Origin of the sequence: Nocardioides sp. BE266 (assembly GCF_031457855.1) — a bacterium.
Classification (GTDB): domain Bacteria; phylum Actinomycetota; class Actinomycetes; order Propionibacteriales; family Nocardioidaceae; genus Nocardioides.
The window spans coordinates 436,685-455,426 of the sequence record NZ_JAURTI010000005.1 but is presented as its reverse complement, the minus strand read 5'-3'; the positions used below and the strand labels follow the sequence as shown (position 1 = coordinate 455,426).

17 protein-coding genes are annotated in these 18,742 nt (G+C 72.4%); 12 read left to right on the top strand and 5 right to left on the bottom strand.

Going from position 1 to position 18,742, the window contains the following annotated elements:
* Nucleotides 1-25 precede the first annotated feature (25 nt).
* Complete coding sequence (locus J2X46_RS17600) at nucleotides 26-1,306, top strand: aminotransferase class I/II-fold pyridoxal phosphate-dependent enzyme (RefSeq protein WP_310252847.1); 1,281 nt, start codon at nucleotides 26-28, stop codon at nucleotides 1,304-1,306.
* 3 nt (nucleotides 1,307-1,309) lie between these two features.
* Here J2X46_RS17600 and J2X46_RS17595 read toward each other — a convergent pair whose 3' ends face one another.
* Nucleotides 1,310-3,136, bottom strand: a complete 1,827-nt coding sequence (locus J2X46_RS17595) for an ABC transporter ATP-binding protein (RefSeq protein WP_310252845.1) — start codon at nucleotides 3,134-3,136, stop codon at nucleotides 1,310-1,312.
* 86 nt (nucleotides 3,137-3,222) lie between these two features.
* On the opposite strand from J2X46_RS17595, the gene J2X46_RS17590 reads away from it, so the two are divergent.
* The 3 genes from J2X46_RS17590 to J2X46_RS17580 are packed head-to-tail and all read left to right on the top strand — an operon-like array spanning nucleotide 3,223 to nucleotide 5,589.
* The gene (locus J2X46_RS17590; protein WP_310252844.1) at nucleotides 3,223-3,651 is read left to right on the top strand and encodes a MarR family winged helix-turn-helix transcriptional regulator; all 429 of its coding nucleotides are present in this window, start codon (nucleotides 3,223-3,225) and stop codon (nucleotides 3,649-3,651) included.
* A gap of 2 nt (nucleotides 3,652-3,653) precedes the next feature.
* Complete coding sequence (coaE, locus tag J2X46_RS17585; RefSeq protein WP_310252985.1) at nucleotides 3,654-4,244, top strand: dephospho-CoA kinase; 591 nt, start codon at nucleotides 3,654-3,656, stop codon at nucleotides 4,242-4,244.
* 40 nt (nucleotides 4,245-4,284) lie between these two features.
* Nucleotides 4,285-5,589 (top strand): glycoside hydrolase family 3 N-terminal domain-containing protein, encoded by a 1,305-nt coding sequence (locus J2X46_RS17580; RefSeq protein ID WP_310252842.1) that lies wholly within the window; start codon nucleotides 4,285-4,287, stop codon nucleotides 5,587-5,589.
* A 91-nt stretch (nucleotides 5,590-5,680) separates the two neighbouring features.
* Here J2X46_RS17580 and J2X46_RS17575 read toward each other — a convergent pair whose 3' ends face one another.
* Both J2X46_RS17575 and J2X46_RS17570 read right to left on the bottom strand, forming a co-directional pair.
* The gene (locus J2X46_RS17575) at nucleotides 5,681-6,646 is read right to left on the bottom strand and encodes a sigma-70 family RNA polymerase sigma factor (protein ID WP_310252840.1); all 966 of its coding nucleotides are present in this window, start codon (nucleotides 6,644-6,646) and stop codon (nucleotides 5,681-5,683) included.
* Between the two features lie 642 nt (nucleotides 6,647-7,288).
* Nucleotides 7,289-8,593: a DNA polymerase IV gene (locus tag J2X46_RS17570; RefSeq protein ID WP_310252838.1), complete on the bottom strand. Its 1,305-nt coding sequence runs from the start codon at nucleotides 8,591-8,593 to the stop codon at nucleotides 7,289-7,291.
* Nucleotides 8,594-8,762: 169 nt separating this feature from the next.
* Here J2X46_RS17570 and J2X46_RS17565 point away from each other — a divergent pair, with 169 nt between their 5' ends.
* Nucleotides 8,763-9,749: a DUF4192 domain-containing protein gene (locus J2X46_RS17565; RefSeq protein ID WP_310252836.1), complete on the top strand. Its 987-nt coding sequence runs from the start codon at nucleotides 8,763-8,765 to the stop codon at nucleotides 9,747-9,749.
* 53 nt (nucleotides 9,750-9,802) lie between these two features.
* The gene (locus J2X46_RS17560) at nucleotides 9,803-11,266 is read left to right on the top strand and encodes a glutamate-cysteine ligase family protein (RefSeq protein WP_310252834.1); all 1,464 of its coding nucleotides are present in this window, start codon (nucleotides 9,803-9,805) and stop codon (nucleotides 11,264-11,266) included.
* Between the two features lie 12 nt (nucleotides 11,267-11,278).
* Here J2X46_RS17560 and J2X46_RS17555 read toward each other — a convergent pair whose 3' ends face one another.
* Nucleotides 11,279-11,701: a hypothetical protein gene (locus J2X46_RS17555; RefSeq protein ID WP_310252832.1), complete on the bottom strand. Its 423-nt coding sequence runs from the start codon at nucleotides 11,699-11,701 to the stop codon at nucleotides 11,279-11,281.
* 127 nt (nucleotides 11,702-11,828) lie between these two features.
* Here J2X46_RS17555 and J2X46_RS17550 point away from each other — a divergent pair, with 127 nt between their 5' ends.
* From J2X46_RS17550 to J2X46_RS17525, 6 genes are all read left to right on the top strand, one after another.
* Complete coding sequence (locus J2X46_RS17550) at nucleotides 11,829-12,230, top strand: universal stress protein (RefSeq protein ID WP_310252830.1); 402 nt, start codon at nucleotides 11,829-11,831, stop codon at nucleotides 12,228-12,230.
* Between the two features lie 92 nt (nucleotides 12,231-12,322).
* Nucleotides 12,323-12,889 (top strand): HhH-GPD-type base excision DNA repair protein, encoded by a 567-nt coding sequence (locus J2X46_RS17545; protein WP_310252828.1) that lies wholly within the window; start codon nucleotides 12,323-12,325, stop codon nucleotides 12,887-12,889.
* Nucleotides 12,890-12,996: 107 nt separating this feature from the next.
* Nucleotides 12,997-14,499: an RNA polymerase sigma factor gene (locus tag J2X46_RS17540; RefSeq protein ID WP_310252826.1), complete on the top strand. Its 1,503-nt coding sequence runs from the start codon at nucleotides 12,997-12,999 to the stop codon at nucleotides 14,497-14,499.
* Between the two features lie 155 nt (nucleotides 14,500-14,654).
* Complete coding sequence (locus J2X46_RS17535; protein WP_310252824.1) at nucleotides 14,655-15,929, top strand: hypothetical protein; 1,275 nt, start codon at nucleotides 14,655-14,657, stop codon at nucleotides 15,927-15,929.
* Nucleotides 15,926-16,528, top strand: coding sequence for a TetR/AcrR family transcriptional regulator (locus tag J2X46_RS17530; protein WP_310252821.1), 603 nt, complete (start codon nucleotides 15,926-15,928; stop codon nucleotides 16,526-16,528). Before J2X46_RS17535 ends, J2X46_RS17530 begins: the two co-directional genes overlap by 4 nt.
* Nucleotides 16,525-17,508: a M28 family peptidase gene (locus tag J2X46_RS17525; protein WP_310252818.1), complete on the top strand. Its 984-nt coding sequence runs from the start codon at nucleotides 16,525-16,527 to the stop codon at nucleotides 17,506-17,508. Before J2X46_RS17530 ends, J2X46_RS17525 begins: the two co-directional genes overlap by 4 nt.
* A 4-nt stretch (nucleotides 17,509-17,512) precedes the next feature.
* On the opposite strand, the gene J2X46_RS17520 is transcribed toward J2X46_RS17525, so the two are convergent.
* Nucleotides 17,513-18,670, bottom strand: coding sequence for a CapA family protein (locus tag J2X46_RS17520; RefSeq protein WP_310252816.1), 1,158 nt, complete (start codon nucleotides 18,668-18,670; stop codon nucleotides 17,513-17,515).
* Nucleotides 18,671-18,742: the final 72 nt, after the last annotated feature.

Below are 18,742 nucleotides of genomic sequence, written 5' to 3'. Positions count from 1 at the left end.
GCGCGGCCTCGGTAGCCTTGGCCGCGTGAACGCGACTGCGCTGGCCGACCTGTCCGCCGACGACCTCGCCGCGCTGCTAGAGCAGCAGCGCGCGGCCTACGAGGAGCTGAAGACGCGCGGGCTCAAGCTCGACCTCACGCGCGGCAAGCCGTCCGCCCAGCAGCTCGACCTCGCCGACGAGCTGCTCCGGCTGCCGACGTCCACCAAGGACGCCCACGGCGTCGACGTACGCAACTACGGCGGGCTCGAGGGCCTCGCCGACCTGCGCGCGATGTTCGCCGAGCTGCTGTGGGTCGAGCCCGAGCAGGTCGTCGCGGGCGGCAACTCGAGCCTGACCATGATGCGTGACTGCCTGGTCGACCTGATGCTCTTCGGTGCCGTCGACTCCGAGCGCCCGTGGGGCCAGGAGGAGAAGGTCCGCTTCGTGTGCCCGGTCCCGGGCTACGACCGCCACTTCACGCTGCTCGAGAGCCTCGGCATCGAGATGGTGACCGTCCCGATGCACGACGACGGCCCCGACGTGACCGCTGTCGAGGCACTGGTCAAGGACGACCCGAGCTTCAAGGGCATGTGGGTCGTGCCGACCTACGCCAACCCGTCCGGCGCCATCGTGAGCCAGGACGTCGCGGCCCGGCTGGCGGCCATGACGACCGCCGCGCCCGACTTCAAGATCTTCTGGGACAACGCCTACGCGCTGCACCACCTCACCGAGGAGGAGGCGAAGAGCGCCGACATCCTCACGCTGGCCTCGGCGGCGGGCCACCCGCACCGGCCGATCATGTTCGCCTCGACGTCCAAGATCACCTACGCCGGTGCCGGCGTGGCCTTCCTGGCCGCCTCGACCGAGAACGTGAAGTGGTACCTCGGACACCTCGGCAACGGGTCCATCGGCCCGGACAAGGTCAACCACCTGCGTCACGTCGAGTTCTTCGGCGACGCGCAGGGCGTGCGCGACCACATGGTGCGCCACCGCGAGATCATCGCGCCGAAGTTCGCCGAGGTGGACCGGGTCCTCTCCGAGCGGCTCGGCGGCCGCGACGTCGCGAGGTGGAACACCCCGACCGGGGGCTACTTCGTCAACCTCGACGTGGTGCCCGGCACCGCGTCGCGCGTGGTCGAGCTGGCCAAGGCCGCCGGGGTCGCGCTGACGCCGGCCGGGTCGTCGTACCCCTACAAGCAGGACCCCGACGACACCAACATCCGCCTCGCGCCGACCATGCCGCCCCTCGCGGAGGTCACCGAGGCGATGGAGGCCGTCGCGACCTGCGTGCTGCTCGCTGCGGCTGAGAAGGCCGGCGGCGCCTGATGCTCAGGCGGCCGCGGGCTCTGCCCGGAGGCCGCCCCGCACCAGGTCGGCGTACCTGCCGCCGAGGAGCAGGAGCTCCTCGTGGGTACCGAGCTCGACCACCCGCCCGTGGCTCAGTACGGCGATCTGGTCAGCGTCGCGCACGGTCGAGAGCCGGTGCGCGATGGTGATCGTGGTCCGGGTGCGGGCGACCTCGGCGAGGGTGCCGAGGAGGGCCCGCTCGGTCTCGTTGTCGAGCGCGCTGGTGGCCTCGTCGAGCACGAGCACCGCGGGGTCGCGCAACAGCGTGCGGGCGATGGCCAGGCGCTGCTTCTCGCCGCCGGAGAAACGGTGCCCGCGGGAGCCGACGACCGTGTCGTAGCCGTCCGGGAGCGCGGCGATGACGTCGTGGATCCGCGCCTGGCGGGCGGCGGCCTCGAGCTCCGCGTCGGTCGCGTCGGGACGGGCGTGGCGGAGGTTCTCGCGCACGGTGGCGTGCATCAGGTAGGTCTCCTGGGTGACCACGCCGACGAGGTCGGAGAGGTCGGCGAGGCCGAGGTCGCGCACGTCGACGCCGTCGATGGTGACCCGGCCGGACGTGACGTCGTGGAGGCGCGGGACCAGGGAGGCGAGCGTCGACTTGCCGCTGCCCGTCTCGCCGACGAGGGCCAGCGTCGAGCCCGCCGGGACGACGAGGTCGACATCACTGAGCACGGGGCGGTCGTCGTCGTACGCGAAACCGACGCCCTCGAACCGCACCTCGCCGGCCGCGCCGACCCGGGGGAGGGCCACCGGCTCGTCGGGCTCGTCGATCTCGATGGGGAGGTCGGCGTACTCGAAGATGCGGCTGAAGAGCGCCATCGACGAGGTGATGTCGACCCCGACGTTGAGCAGGCCCATCAGCGGGCGGAACAGGCTGCCCTGGAGGGCGATGAAGGCGACGAGCGTGCCGATCGTCATCCCACCCGAGGTGGCCGGAAGGCCTGCGGCGAGGTAGATCGCGGCCGGCACCGCGGCGAACACGACGTTCATCGTCGCCATCCGCCAGCGACCGGCGAGGCGGGAGCGGATCTCGAGGCCGACCAGGTCGGCGGAGGTCTCGTCGAACTTCGCGGTGAGGCGCGGCGAGGCGCCGAGGGTCTTGTGGAGCAGCACGCCGCTGACCGAGAGACCCTCCTCGATCTGCACGTGCAGGTCGGCGAGCCGGCGCTGACGCTCTGCGGTGACCTTGTGGCGCATGCGGGCGACCTGCCGGGTCAGCAGGACGGCCGGCGGGAGCACGATCAGCGAGAGCAGCGCGAGACGCCAGCTCAGGGCGACCATCGCGACGGCGGTGCCGACGACGACGGTCAGGTTGGCGGCGATCGAGGTGGCGGTCTGGGTGACGACGCCCTGCATGCTGCCGATGTCGTTGACCAGGCGCGACTGCACCTCACCGCCGCGGGTGCGGGTGAAGAAGCCGAGCGACTGGCGCTGGAGGTGGGCGAAGAGGTCGCTGCGCAGCCGGTGCATCACGCGCTGGCCGACGGCGGTCGACAGCCAGGTCTGGACGACGCCGATCACGGCGGTGGCGACGGCTACGCCGAGCATCGCGGCGACGAGGAGGAGCAGCAGGCGGACGTCCTGCTGCGGGAGCGCCTCGTCGATGACGTGGCGCACGAGGAACGGCTGGGCGAGCGAGACCAGCGAGCTCAGCACGATGAGGGCGACGACGACGGCCAGTGTGGCTCGGTGGGGCGCGAAGAGGCGCGCGATGCGTCGGAGGGAGACGGGGGAGTCCGCGAGCTGCCGCAGGTCTGCGGGGTCGGGACGGCCGCCGGAGCGGCGGGAGCCTGGAGTGTGGTCAGCCATGCGACCAGCTCCTCTCTGGAGGTCGGGGGACAAGGTGAGGTAACCTCACTATGAGGTGACAACCGACTGACGAGCGGAGATATTCCGTGGGCCCGCACGAACCACCTGCCACGGGCGACCTGGTCATGGCGCTGGCCCGGCGCGTGCGCCGTGCATACGCCGACTCGCTGGCCGCGTGGCAGGTCACGCCGTCGCAGTCCCGCGCGCTGCGAGTCCTGTCCTCCCGCCCCGAGGGGATGCGGCCGTCCGTGCTCGCCGAGGAGCTGCGCATCGCGCCCCGCTCTGCGACGGAGGTCGTGGACGCGCTCGAGGAGCGCGGCTGGGTCGTGCGGACCGCCGACCCGACCGACCGTCGGGCCACCACCCTCACCCTCACCGACAACGGCCGCGACCTGGTCGGCCGCATCGACGACGTACGACGTCAGGCGTCCGAGCAGGTCCTGGGCGTGCTGCCGGAGGAGGAGCGTCGTACGCTCCACGAGATCCTTGAGCGCGTCGTGGGGGAGGACCAGTGACCGTGCGTGTCGGCCTGACCGGTGGCATCGCCTCGGGCAAGAGCACCGTCTCGGCGATGCTCGCCGAGCTGGGGGCCGTCGTCATCGACGCCGACCTGCTGGCGCGCGAGGTGGTGGCCCGGGGGACGCCCGGACTGGCCGCGGTCGTCGAGGAGTTCGGCGACTCGGTGCTGACGCCCGAGGGCGACCTCGACCGGCCCGCGATGGGCGCGATCGTCTTCGCCGACGCCGGCGCGCGCACGCGTCTGGAGGCGATCATCCACCCGCTCGTGCACCGCCGTGGCGCCGAGTTCGAGGCGGAGGCACCCGCGGACGCCGTCGTCGTCCACGACATCCCGCTGCTCGCCGAGGGTGGCCGCGCCGGCTCCTTCGACGCCGTCGTGGTCGTGGACGTCCCGACCGAGGTCCAGGTCGAGCGGATGGTGCGGGACCGGGGCTGGTCGCGCGACGAGGCCGAGTCGAGGATCGCGGCCCAGGCGACCCGCGAACAGCGCCTGGCCATCGCCACGCACGTGATCGACAACACCGGTTCGCTCGAGGACCTGAGGGGCCGCGTCGAGCAGGTCTACGCGGCGCTGCGCGACGCAGCCTGACGTTTCCCGATCGCGACGGCGCGGCAGGTACCCTCCCGGCGTGCGTTCGATCCGACCCCGTCTGGCCGTCCTCGCAGCAGGTGTCCTCCTGGCCACCGGGTGCGCGGCCGTGGGGTCCGACGACGGCAGCGGGCCCGGCACGTCCTCGTCGAGCCCGAGCGCCCCGGCGGACGACCCGACCGCCACGGAGACCCCGGACGACCCGGACACCCCGACCTCGTGGGGTCCCACCATCGGTGAGGTCGAGGAGGCCCAGGAGCTGGTGAGCACCTGGTCGCCGGACCAGCTCGCCGGACAGGTGATCGTGGGCCGATTCCACGGCACCGACCCCGCGGAGCCGGCCGACATGGTGCGCGACCTGCACCTCGCAGGCGTCTCGATCACCGCCGACAACGTCACCGACCGCGACCAGGTGCTCGCGATGACCGCCGCGGTCGCGCAGGCGGCCGCCGAAGACGGTCGCGACTTCCCGCCGGTCATCGGCGTGGACCAGGAGGGCGGCTACGTCTCCCACCTGCGCGGCATCGCGACCGACTTCCCGGAGTTCAAGTCCGCCGGCTACGCCATCCAGAACGACCTGAGGTCGGGTCGCAAGGTGACCCGCCTGGCCGCCAGGGCGACCGGTTTCGAGCTGCGCGACCTCGGGTTCACGTGGGTGTTCGCACCCGTCGGCGACGTCACCATCGGTGCGGCCGACCCGACGATCGGACCCCGGTCGGCGTCGGAGGACCCGCAGGTGGCCGCCCTGGCGACGGCGTACGCCGTGAAGGGCTACGACTCCGCCGGCATCGTGTCCACGGTCAAGCACTTCCCGGGCCACGGCACGGCGACGACCGACAGCCACGACGCGCTGCCCGTCGTCGACTCGACGTTGGAGGAGATCCGCCAGCACGACCTGCCGCCATTCGAGCTGGCCATCGCCAAGCACGCGCCGGCGGTGATGATGAGCCACCTCGACCTCACCTCGATCGCCCCCGACGTGCCGGCGAGCATGGCGCCGGAGGTCTACGACCTGCTCCGCGACGACCTCGGCTTCGAGGGCGTCGCCATCACCGACTCGCTCGGCATGGGCGCCGTCGCGGGTCGCCCCACCCCTGCGCTCCAGGCGCTCAAGGCAGGCGCCGACCTGCTGCTGATGCCGGTGGACAACGCCACGACGCACCAGATCATCGTCGACGCGATCAAGTCCGGCGACCTGCCCCGCGACCGGATCGAGGAGGCGGCGTCGCGCGTGGTCGCCCTCCAGATGTGGCAGGCCCGGATCGCAGCAAAGCGGCCTGTGCCCGTCGACGTGGTCGAGCAGGCACAGGCCGCCAGCGGGAACCTGTTGTCCGCGGCGTACTAGTTGTCAGGCCTTCGCTGAACTTGTCAGGCCGTGCACGGGCCGACAAGTTCAGCGATCCCCGGTCAGCCGGGGATCGCTGAAGAGGGCCGGCTCAGGCTGCGAGGTCCGGGTCTCCCGCGCGACGCAGCTTCTGGAGCGCCTCGCGCTCGAGCTGGCGGACCCGCTCGGCGGAGATGCCGTGCCGGGCGCCGATGTCGGCGAGCTTGTGCTGGCGACCGTCGGCCAGGCCGTAACGGGCCCGGACGATGTCCGCGGAGCGCTCGTCGAGGATCCCGACGAGGTCGTCGAGCCGCTGGCGGGCCTCGGCGTCGAGGACGTTGAGGTCCGGACCGGGCGCGGTCTCCTGCGCCATCAGGTCACCCAGCGAGGTGTCCCCGTCCTCGTCGACCGGGGTGTCCAGCGAGACGTGCTCGCGGCCCCAGCTCATCAGGTCGAGGACGCGGTCGACGTCCATGCCGAGCTCGGTGGCGATCTCCTGCGGCTCCGGGTCGCGGCCGAGCTGGCGCTCGAGCGTCCGACGGGCGCTGCCGACCTGGTTGAGCTCCTCCACGACGTGCACGGGAAGCCGTACGACGCGGGCCTGCTGCGCGATGCCGCGGGTGATGGCCTGCCGCACCCACCAGGTGGCGTACGTCGAGAACTTGTAGCCCTTGGTGTAGTCGAACTTCTCGACCGCGCGGATCAGGCCGGTGTTGCCCTCCTGGATCAGGTCGAGCATCGGCATCTGGGAGCGGCCGTACTTGCGGGCGATCGACACGACGAGGCGCAGGTTCGCCTCGATGAAGCGGTCGACGGCGAGGCGGCCCTGCTCGGCGAGCCACTCGAGCTCGGCCTCGTTGGCGCTCATCGGTGCACCGCCCTTGCGGCGGCCGACGCGGCCGGTGTCGAGCAGGTGCTGGGCCAGCAGGCCTGCCTCGATGGTCTTGGAGAGCTCGACCTCGGTCTCGGCGTCGAGCAGGGGGGTGCGGGCGATCTCGTCCAGGTAGAGACCGACGCTGTCGCGGCCCTCGATCTCACGAGTCGTGGTGGTGGTGCGCTTGGCCTGTGCAGTGCTCATCTTCGTCCTCCTGCTTCTCGTGCGATCACCCCGTGTCGCACACCTGTTCCAACACCTGAGTTCGATGCGAGATTCCCGATCGGATGTCGGTGCCTTCACCTGCACTGACGAGCCAGTGCCCCCGGGAGTTGCACGAAACCCGAACTCTCAGGGTCTTCTCAGGGGTTCCCCGTCGAGACGGGGTCCATGCGCAGCCCGGACCGGTCGGCCGTCCACAGCCAGGCCGCAGATCTGTGGAGGGGGCCGGGCTGCCTGTGGAGCACGCGAGAAGTTCTGTGGGCAACCCTGTGGGACCGGAAGTTTGTTCGCCGAACCCCTTGCGGCCCGTGCTCCCGCGGGCATAGAACTCTCCCTACCGAAACCGCCTCCGGGCGGGGTCGGGGATCGGATCGGACGAACAGTTCCACACGGCGACTTGCTCGCCGCGCAGGCCCGGTGACGGGGTCGGCGGGGACAGGGAGACCGGTCCGGTGGTCCGGACGTCACCTTCCCGGACAAACCGAGGGGCTCCTGATGCTCATACCATCTGGAGCCCCTCACCCTATTTCCCCCGAAGGGGCCCGATCATGGTCCCGCGGCCGACCCGTCGGACGCAACGACGGCCCGGTGAACGGCGGGTGACGCGACCGGTCCCGCGATCCGCTACTCCTCCGGCGGCGGGACGTAGCGGTGCAGCGCCGGGTCGTCGGCCTTGAAGCTGCGCACGGGTCCGGGCGGCGTGTCCGCGGTCTCGAAGCGGACCGTGACCACGCCCGAGCCGGAGCCCCAGACCCAGCCGGCGCCCATCTCGTCGTGCACGACGTCGGCGCCTGGCGGCCACGTACGACGTGGGGGCTCGGGCAGCACGACCTCATCCACCTCCTCGGCCTCGGGGGTGTCACCGAAGAGGTCCTCCTGCACCCAGTCGGCGAGCCCGGACACGCCGACGCCGAGCAGCCGCACACCACCGGTGGTGTCCAGGTCGCCGAGGAGCGCGCGGGCGATGCGGGCGATCGTCGCGTCGTCGTCGGTCGGGCTGGAGAGCGTGCTCGAGCGGTTCAGGGTGGTGAAGTCGTAGAGCCGCACCTTGATGGTGACCGTGCGGCCGGAGAGCCCGCCCTTGCGCAGGCGGGCGCCGACCTCGCGCGCCTGACGGGTGAGCAGTCCCTCCATCAGGCGCCGGTCGGTGAGGTCGGTGTCGTAGGTGCCCTCGACGCTGACCGACTTGGCCTCGCGCTCCGCGACGACGGGGCGGAAGTCCTGGGCGCGGGCAAGCTGCCAGAGTCCTTGGCCGTGCGCCTGGCCGAGCAGCCGGACGAGCTCGTCCTCGCTCACCTGCTCCAGCTCGGCGATCGTGTGGATGCCGGCGCGTCGCAGCCGCTCGGTCGTGGCCGGGCCGACGCCGGGGATCACGGTCACCTTCATCGGGCGGAGCAGGTCGAGCTCGGTGCCGGGCGCCACGACCGTCATGCCGTCGGGCTTGTCGAGCTCGCTCGCGACCTTGGCGAGGAACTTCGACGAGGCGATACCGACGGTCCCGGTCAGTCCGCCGGTGACCTCCTGGACGCGTGCCCGCAGCCGCTCGCCGACCGCGGTGACGGTCTCCACCTCGAGGTCGGGCAGGTCGGCCGCGGCGAGGTCGACGAACGCCTCGTCGAGCGAGAGCGGCTCGACGAGCGGCGACAGGTCGCGCAGCACCTGCATGACGAGCTTGCTGGTCGCGCGGTAGGCGTGGAACCGGCCGCTGAGGAACGCTGCGTGCGGGCAGCGGGCCCTCGCCTCGCGCCCCGACATCGCCGAGCCGACGCCGTACCTCCGCGCCTCGTACGACGCCGTCGACACCACGCCACGCCCGCCGGTGCCTCCGACGATCACCGGCTTGCCGCGCAGCGACGGCTTGTCGCGCTGCTCGACGGCGGCGAAGAAGGCGTCCAGGTCCAGGTGGAGGATCGACGCGGTGGTGCGCATCAGGCCCCGTCCCCGGGGACCGGCCGCACCGCTGGAACCGTCCTCACACAGAGCAGTCTCGCAGCGTGGTGGGCCACGAACCGTCCACAGGGGGACCCTGTGAGGTCTTCTCCACAGGGTCGGGGTGGGCAGAGGATCGGGCGTCGGTGGCCGCGGGAAGCGTCCTGGCATGACCTCCTTCCAGCAGCTCCCCGTCCCTGACAGCAGCCCGATCACGACCCTGCGGGCTCGCACGCCCGACGACATCGCGGCCTTCGTGCCGATCGCGCTCGGCTTCGTCCCGCAGCACTCGGTGGTGCTGGTCAGCGTCGGCCGCGGCGGCGGCATGCACGCCCGCGTCGACCTGCCGCACGACCCCGACGACGTCGACGACGTGGTCGAGGCCCTCGTCCGACCGGCGCGGCGCAACGGCGTGCGCGAGGCCGTCGTGGTGGTCTACGACGACGACACCACGGTGGCCGACGAGGCCGCCTGGGCGCTCCACGAGGGGCTCACCGCCGCCGGCATCGGCGTGATCGAGGTGCTGCGGGTCCACGACGACCACTGGTACGCCGTCCTGCCCGGGGCGCCGCTGGCGGCCTACCGGGGCGTGCGGTTCACCCTCGCCTCGCACCCGTTCACCGCGCAGGGGGTCCTCGACGGCCGGGTGACGCACACCAGCCGCGAGGCGTTGCGGGCCACGATCGCCCCGGACGTGGCGGCGGGGGAGCGAGCAGAGGAAGACCTGGCCGCGGCCTCCCCGCTCCCACCGGGGGGCCTGGCCGCGCTGACCCGGCGGCACGTCGAGCGCGGCACGACCTTCACCGGTGCCGAGCTGGCGGCGGTCGCGCTGACCGTCACCACGGGCGAGCTGCGCGACGAGGCATGGGTCTGGCTCACGCGCGGCCAGGCACGGGCAGCGGTCGACCTCTGGTCCGACGCCGTACGCCGCCTGCCGGTCGCCCACGTCGCCGGACCGGCGGCCGTGCTGGCCTTCGCGGCGTGGCTGGTCGGCGACGGGGCGCTCGCCTGGTGCGCGGTCGACCGCTGCCGCGAGGCCCACCCGACCCACTCGCTGGCCGGGCTGGTGGCCCAGCTCCTCGAGACCGCGACGTCCCCGGGCACGTGGGAGTCGCTGCGCCCCGACCCGGTGGGGACCTCCGGTCCCGCCGCCTGAGATCCCCCTCGCGGGCGGTTCCCGGTGGGGGTCGCCGTGACTAGGGTGCCGTCATGGGAGAAGAGGTCGACCAGCAGGAGTTCAGCCGGGCTGACCGGACGCGGCACCGCGAGAAGGTCCGCCGCAACCTCGACGTGTTCGCCCGGATGCTGCGCGAGGCCCGCTTCGACACCGACGACCCGATGACGGGCCTGGAGATGGAGCTCAACCTGATCGACGACGCCGGCGACCCGGCGCTGAAGAACGCCGAGGTGCTCGAGGCGCTCGCCGATCCCGACTTCCAGACCGAGCTCGGACAGTTCAACATCGAGATCAACCTCGCCCCGGCCAAGCTGCGCGAGGGCGGGCTGACGACTTTCGAGGAGAGACTGCGCCGCTCGCTCAACGACGCCGAGGAGAAGGCCGCCGGGGTCGGCGCCCACCAGGTGATGATCGGCATCCTGCCGACCCTGGCCGAGGGCCACATGAGCCTCTCGTCGCTGAGCGCCAACCCGCGCTACAAGCTGCTCTCCGAGCAGATCCTGGCCGCGCGTGGCGAGGACATCACGATCAGCATCTCCGGGCGCGAGCGGCTCACCACGACCGCGGACTCGATCGTGCCGGAAGCCGCTTGCACCAGCACCCAGTTCCACGTGCAGACCTCGCCCGACCAGTTCGCCGCCTACTGGAACGCCGCCCAGGCCATCGCCGGCATCCAGGTCGCGGTGTCGGCCAACTCGCCGTTCCTGCTCGGCAAGGAGCTGTGGCGCGAGACCCGGATCCCGCTCTTCGAACAGGCCACGGACACCCGCAGCGAGGAGCTCAAGGCCCAGGGCGTGCGTCCGCGCGTGTGGTTCGGCGAGCGCTGGATCACCTCGGTGTTCGACCTGTTCGAGGAGAACGTCCGCTACTTCCCGGCCCTGCTGCCGATCACCGACGAGGAGGACCCGCTCGAGGTGCTCGAGGCCGGCGGCACGCCGCGGCTGCACGAGCTGCGGCTCCACAACGGCACGATCTACCGCTGGAACCGGCCGGTCTACGACATCTCCCAGGGCGTGCCGCACCTGCGGGTGGAGAACCGCCTGCTGGCCGCCGGCCCGACGGTCGCCGACACGATAGCCAACGCGGCCCTGTGGTTCGGCCTGATCCGCTACCTCGCCGAGAGCGAGCGCCCGCTGTGGTCGCAGATGTCGTTCTCCGCCGCCGAGGAGAACTTCCACGTCGCCGCCCAGCTCGGTGTCGACGCGCAGGTCTACTGGCCCGGCATCGGCCAGGTCCGGGCCACCGAGCTCGTGCTGCGACGCCTGCTCCCGATGGCGCGCGCCGGGCTGGACGCGTGGGGTGTGCCGGGCGAGGAGAGCGACCGCTACCTCGGGATCATCGAGCAGCGGTGCCTGAAGGAGACCAGCGGTGCCGCGTGGTTCGTCGACCGGGTGCACGCCCGCGGGGGAGAGGACCGCTACGACGCGTTGCGGGCCACGCTGCTCGACTACCGCGAGCGGATGCACAGCAACGCGCCCGTCCACGAGTGGGACTGATCGGCACCTGCGTCAGGGCGCGGTTCGCGGGCGCAGCCGGCGCCACTCGCGTCGTACGTCCGAGACGGGGTCGAACCACCCCCGACGGGTGACGACGACCAGTCCCACCGGCAGGCCGAGCGCCGACGCGGCCCAGCGCGCGGGGCCGAGCCACCGCAGGTCGTCGTCGTGCGGGGTGAGCTCGCCGGGTCGGGTCAGCCACAGGAGCGGCGGCTCCGCGGCCCTCGCTGCATGGCGGAGCAGCGCCAGCACGACGTCGGCGCGCAGTCCTGCGTCCGGCAGTGCCGGGTCCTCCACGTGGCGGACGCTGCGACCCGGGATCCCGGCGTGGACGACGGCGGGGAACCGGCGACGCGGCTCGGCCTCGACGAGCTCGAGCACCGCGGCCCGCAGCACCCGGTGGGTGCGACGGTCGACGGGCGCCTGGACGGTCATGTCCCCACCCTGACGGATGGACGCCGCGCCGACGCGGGTCTCCACAGGCTGCCCAAGCCCGTCGGTTTCCGTTACGGTGCCAACAGGCCAGCCGCACGGACGCTGTGTGGCCGCGAGAGGAGACCCCATGGGCACCGTCGTCGTCGGATACGTCCCCAAGCCGGAGGGCGAAGCCGCCCTGAGCGCAGGCATCGCGGAGGCGAAGCTGCGCGGGAGCAGGCTGGTCGTGGTGAACTCCCACCGCGGGGGCCAGGAGTTCGACGGCACCCGGGCGCGCGCCGCCGAGGACGACATGGCCGCGATCAAGACCACCCTCGACGAGGCCGGTGTCGAGCACGACATCCGCCAGCTGGTGCGCGGTTTCGAGCCGGCTGAGGACCTGATCAGCATCGCCGAGGCCAACAACGCCGAGCTGCTCGTGATCGGCCTGCGTCGTCGCTCACCGGTCGGCAAGCTGATCCTCGGCAGCAACGCGCAGCGGGTCCTGCTCGACGCGCCCTGCCCGGTCCTCGCCGTCAAGGCCCAGTAGCACGCCTCGTCCTCCGTCCGGACGTCATACGGGCGGGGCCGCCGCGTGCCCTGGCCGTATGACCTTGCGGGCGTCTGCGGCAGAATCGACCCATGGGCTTCCAGATCACCGGTGACGCGGCCGCCGACAAGGTCCTCGACGACTCCCCGTTCGCGCTGCTGATCGGGATGATGCTCGACCAGCAGTACCCGATGGAGCACGCCTTCCGGGGGCCGGCCAAGGTGCTCCAGCGCTTCGGCACGTTCGCCCCGGAGGCGATCGCGGCCGCCGACCCCGACGAGTTCGCGGCGATGGCGTCCACGACGCCTGCCATCCACCGGTTCCCGGGCTCGATGGCCGCGCGGCTCCAGGAGGTCGCGCGCATCGTCGAGGACTCCTATGGCGGGGACGCCTCGCGGCTGTGGACCGAGGCGAGCGACGCGAAGGACCTGCTCAAGCGGATCATGGCGCTGCCCGGCTTCGGCAAGCAGAAGGCCCAGATCTTCGTGGCGCTGCTCGCCAAGCAGCTCGGCGTACGTCCCGAGGGCTGGGAGGCGGTGGTCGGCGACTACGCGCTCGACGGGCACCGCTCGGTCGCCGACGTCGTCGACGCCGACTCGCTGCAGAAGGTGCGCGACTTCAAGAAGGCGAAGAAGGCGGCCGTACGCGCCGCCGAGTAGCTCTCGGGTGAGGCGAATGCCGGGACGCGTGGCAGGCCGTGGCAGAATGACGGCGCGGCTCTTGACGTCACCGGGCCTCGCCGCGCCCCGAAGCTGTTTGACGAGAGGTGTTCGTGTCCTCACACGCACGCAAGTTGCTCCCCGCGGAGGTGCTGACGCACCCCTCCATCGCCGCTCTGGTCGCCAGCGGCACCCCCACCGGCACGGTGTCCCCCGAGGACGTACGACGTGCCAGTGACGAGGCCGGTGTCGAGCCCAAGCACCTGAAGGCACTCCTCGTGCACCTCAGTGGCCTCGGCATCTCGGTCCAGGTCGACGCCACGAGCCTGCGCGCGGTCGCCGCGACCAGCAAGCGCTCGGCCACCTCCGCCGCCGCGAAGAAGGCGCCGGCGAAGAAGGCGGCCACCAAGACCGCTGAGGCCCCGGCCGCCAAGGCCGCCGCCAAGAAGGCTGCGCCGGCGAAGAAGGCAGCCGCGAAGAAGACCGCGGCCGCACCCGCCGGCGACGAGGTCGTCGACCTCGGTGCCGAGGCACCCGCGGTGGGTCCCGACGGCAAGAAGGTCCTGCCCGACATCCCGGACGACCAGTTCGAGAAGGACGTCGCGGCCGACCCGACCATCAAGGAGGACGAGAAGCAGGCCTTCACCGTCTCCGCGGCCGACGAGACCGACGAGCCCGAGCAGCAGGTCATGGTGGCCGGCGCCACCGCCGACCCGGTCAAGGACTACCTCAAGCAGATCGGCAAGGTCCCGCTGCTCAACGCCGAGATGGAGGTCGAGCTCGCCAAGCGGATCGAGGCCGGCCTGTTCTCGGAGGAGAAGCTCGGCAAGGGCGGTCGCATCAGCGCGAAGATGCTCGAGGAGTACGAGTGGATCGCGGAGGACGGCCGTCGCGCCAAGAACCACCTCCTCGAGGCCAACCTCCGCCTCGTGGTCTCGCTGGCCAAGCGCTACACCGGTCGCGGCATGCTCTTCCTCGACCTGATCCAGGAGGGCAACCTCGGCCTGATCCGTGCGGTCGAGAAGTTCGACTACACCAAGGGCTACAAGTTCTCGACCTACGCCACGTGGTGGATCCGCCAGGCGATCACCCGCGCGATGGCCGACCAGGCCCGCACCATCCGTATCCCGGTGCACATGGTCGAGGTCATCAACAAGCTCGCCCGCGTGCAGCGCCAGATGCTCCAGGACCTGGGCCGCGAGCCCACGCCGGAGGAGCTGGCCAAGGAGCTCGACATGACCCCGGAGAAGGTCATCGAGGTCCAGAAGTACGGCCGCGAGCCGATCTCGCTGCACACGCCCCTCGGCGAGGACGGCGACTCCGAGTTCGGTGACCTGATCGAGGACTCCGAGGCGATCGTCCCGGCCGACGCCGTGTCGTTCACGCTCCTGCAGGAGCAGCTGCACGCCGTGCTCGACACGCTCTCCGAGCGCGAGGCCGGCGTGGTGTCGATGCGGTTCGGCCTCACCGACGGCCAGCCCAAGACCCTCGACGAGATCGGCAAGGTCTACGGCGTAACCCGCGAGCGGATCCGCCAGATCGAGTCGAAGACCATGTCGAAGTTGCGCCACCCGAGCCGGTCGCAGGTCCTGCGCGACTACCTCGACTGAGGTCCACCTCCCGCACAGCACGCCGAGCAGCGCCGCCCCGCCGGGCGGCGCTGCTCGTCATTTCGGGCCGCCCGCGACCCTTGACGCCTGGTCCGGGCGGGCGCACGATGCAAGAACGCGAATGTCGTTTCGCGTTCATGATCTCGGGAGGGCCCATGCTCGGACGCACCGCACGTGAGGGGTCGGCACTGGCCGGCGTACTGCTGATCGCCGCGGGGGCACTGGCCGCGCTGGCGCCGCCGGCGCAGGCGGACCCGCTGCCACCGACGGCGGTGGCGATGGGCGACAGCTTCATCAGCGGCGAGGGTGCGGGCGCCTACCAGGCCGTGACCGACCAGTTCGGCGTCGCGCAGGGGTTCCCCGGCTGGTCGGCGTCCAACAGCAACCCGTTCTTCTGCCACCGCTCGGCCAACGCCTCGATCCAGGTGGCGGACCTGCCCGGCATCACCCGTCGGGTGAACCTCGCCTGTTCCGGCGCGCAGCCGGCCGACATGGCCGCGGCGTCCAGCGCCCGCCCCGCCGGGCGCTTGGTCGCCGCCCAGATCGCCCAGCTCCGCGCCGTCGCGCAGGCGAGCGACATCGACCTGGTGCTGCTCGGGCTCGGGTCCAACAACAGCCAGTTCACCTTCGGCGGGGTGGCCGCCGAGTGCGCCGGGCGCTTCGTCGCCGACGGGTACACCGGCTGGTGGGAGGTCTGGATCCACTTCATCAATTGGGTCACCGGCACCGAGCTCAACGAGCGGCCGTGCAGCGACGCCGACTTCGCGACCAGCGCCCAGCTCAGCGCGGCGCGAGCGGAGACGACGGCAGCGGTGCGCCAGGTCCTCGACGTGCTCGACGAGATCGACGCGGACGGCGACCACCGCGTCGTGCTCCAGGACTACACCAACCCGCTGCCGCCGGCGTACGTCGAGCAGTACCGCACCGAGGACGGCCGCAGCGACACCCGCGACAAGTACCGCGCGCTCGTCGACGAGAGGTACGCCGCCGGCTGCCCGGCAGACATCGACTCGCTCGGGCCGGCCCACCGGTTCAGCCAGAACCTCGGCAGCCTGGTCTCCGGCGTCGCGACGACGCTCCAGACCGAGCGGCCCTCGGCCGAGATCACCTACCTGAACGTGCAGCGGGCCTTCGACGGCGCGCGGTTGTGCGAGCAACCCGGCAGCCCGGCGAACTCGCTGGCGACGCCGCTGCGGGTGATGGACGGCCCGAGCGGCGTGCACGTGCAGAGCTTCACGCCGTACGACAAGTTCGACATCAAGCGGGTGACCGACACCTGCAAGGACTACTACCAGACCTGCCAGGAGTCGTGGCACCCCAACGCGTCGGGCCAGCGGGCCCTCGGCACCTGCCTGCGTGGCGCATGGCTCGCCGGCGCGCGGGCCGTGACGTGCACCCGCAGCGCGTCAGGCGTCATCATGGTGCAGTGAGCGGCACTCGGCGAAGCCCCCAGCAGGACCGGTCCCGGGAGACCGTGGACCGGATCCTCGTGGCGGCCGAGCACGAGATCGGCGAGCGCGGCGTCGCCGGCGCCAGCACCACGGCCATCGCCGCGCGGGCCGGGCTGTCGGTCGGCGCGCTCTACCGCTTCTTCGAGGACAAGTCGGCGATCGTCGACGCCTTGGCCAACCGCTACCTCGAGGCGGTGGCGCCCGCCTACACCGAGGTCGTCTCCGGGATCACCACCGTCGCCGACCTCAACGACGCCCTCGGCGAGCTGCTCCGGCGCGCGGCAGCCCTCCAGGAGGAGCACCCCGGCTACTACCGCCTGACCGAGGAGCTCTCGCCCGACCGCGGGGACTCCCCGGCACACGCGGTTCGTGAGCACCTGATCGACCTGTTCGCCGAGGCACTGCGCGGCACCGGGGTGGAGCAGTCGCCGGGTGAGCTGCGTCGGGTCGTCGAGCTCTGCATAGAGACCGTGCGCCACACGCTGGCCCATCGCCCGCCCGGGCACCCCGACCGCGAGGCGTCGCTGGCCGAGGTCGAGCTGATGCTCCGGTCCTACCTGGACGTCCGGCTCGGATGACCGGCACGGCCCGGCGCCTGGTCGCCGCGGTGCCGGCTGCCCTGCTCGTGGCCGCCTGCTCGACCGACACGTCCGATCCGTCGCCCGCTCCGGCGACGTCGGCGTCGTCGACGCCGGAGGCCAGCACTTCACCCGAGCCCGAGCAGAGCCCCAGCGAGGCGCCGGAGCCGGTGTCCGCCGACGACCTCGACGTGGCGACGGCCGTCCGGACGGTCCGGCACCTGGCCGGCGACGTCGGCCCGCGAGAGGCGACCGGACCTGCCTTCGCACGCGCGGCCGACTGGGTGGCCCGCGCCTTCACGCGGCAGGGGTACGACGTCGCGCGCCAGCGCATCGACGTACCTGCGGGGGAGTCGTGGGGCGTCGCCGTGCCCGCCGGCCGCTCCGTCAACGTCGTCGCGACGCCACCCGGCCTCGACCCGTCGCGACCGCACCTGGTCGTGGGCGCCCACCTCGACACCGTGCCGCAGGCGCCCGGCGCCGAGGACAACGCCTCCGGAGTCGGAGTCGTGCTGGCCGTCGCCGAGGCGGTCGCCCGCCACGACACCCGCCTCCCGGTGGTCTTCGTCGCCTTCGGGGCCGAGGAGCCCCGAGGACCGAGCGACGACGACCACCACTACGGCTCGCGGACCTACGTCGCCACCTTGTCGGCTGCCGAGCGCGAGGCCGTGCGCGGCATGGTCTCCCTCGACCGCGTGGGTGTGGGCAGCACCGTGCCGGTCGGCTCGGCGGGGGAGTCCGACCCCGTGCAAGACAGCCTGCTCGCGGCTGCCCGGCGCGTCGGCGTACCGACTGTGCCCGACCCTCGGCAGCGCAGCAGCGACCACTGGTCGTTCGTCCGCGCAGGCCTGCCCGGGGCACGCCTGGGGTCGACGCCGTACGTCGGCTACCACTCGGCCGGCGACGTACCCTCCGTCGTCGAGCGCGCCCAGCTCGAGCGGGTGGGCCGGCTCCTGCTGGAGTGGCTCGCGCCGCGCTGAGCGATCAGGGGGCGAGGCCCGAGCACGCGCGCAGGGACTCGCGGCTGGCCCGGAAGTCGGCGGCGTCCTCGGGCGTGGTGGTCGCCGGCAGTCCGTCGGCGCCGATGCGCTGCGGTGCCCACGCCGCCCGGACGACGTACGGCGGCCGGGAGCCGTGGGTGCGCGGGCGGACCGTCAGGTAGAGCACCCCCGTCCGCGAGGTGTCGGCGTCCCCGGGGGAGTACCAGGCGTAGTTGCCGAGCCCGTAGGCGACGTACGCGTCGCCCAGGCGGCCGTCGCCCTGGAGCTGGTGGGCGTGCGAGCCGACCACGATGTCCGCCCCGGCGTCGACGAGGTGCGCCGCGAGGGAGCGTTGGTCCCGGCTCGGACAGCGCTGCCCCTGGACACCCCAGTGGAGGTAGACCACGACCACGTCGGCGGACCGCCGTGCCCGGCCCACGGCTTCGAGCAGCCGACCGGGGTCGAGGGCGTCGGCGATCCCCGAGCGGTCGCTCGTGGCCGCCCAGTCGCCGGTCGGGTCGGCCGTCGGGTCTTGGTCGGCGACGGAGGCGGCGAGCGTAGCGACTGTGGTGCCGCGGACATCGGAGCGCGCAGGGGCGAACGCCTCATCAGCGTCGCGGCCGATCCCGATGACCGCCAGCGGCGAGTCCGCCCGGGCCGCGCTTCGGATCGCCGCGAACGTGCTCGGGAGGCGGGCGCGGCCGTAGTCGAGGGCGTGGTTGTTGGCCATCGTGGCGACGTCGACGCCCGCGGCGGCCAGGGCATCGAACGCCTCCGGCGCGGCGGAGAAGGTGAAGCGCTTGCCCGGCTCGGGCCGACCTCCTGTCCCCACCGAGGTCTCGAGGTTCACGATCGTGAGGTCGGCCGTGGACAGGGCGTCGGAGACGGGGGCGAGGGCCGTGGCCGGGTCGCGCAGCCGCGCGGCGAGCGGGCCCTCGAAGTGGATGTCGCCGGCGAGCGCGATCCGGATCGGCGGGTCCGGGGCATCGTTGGTCGGCGTGGGTGATCTCGTGGGTGGCGGTGCGGGGGTCGACGACGTGGTCGGCCGTGACGGGGCCGCGGTGCCGGCCGGGTCATTGGTGCATCCGGTCAGCGCCACGACGCCCACCAGCGCAGCGGCCGCACGGGTCCGGCGTACGCCCCGGACCCCCGCTCCCGCCATGTCTCCATCGTGCCACCGGGGTGGACCCGTCCACCCCCGCAAGTGGGTGGACGCGGAGGGGGTGGGTGGTGC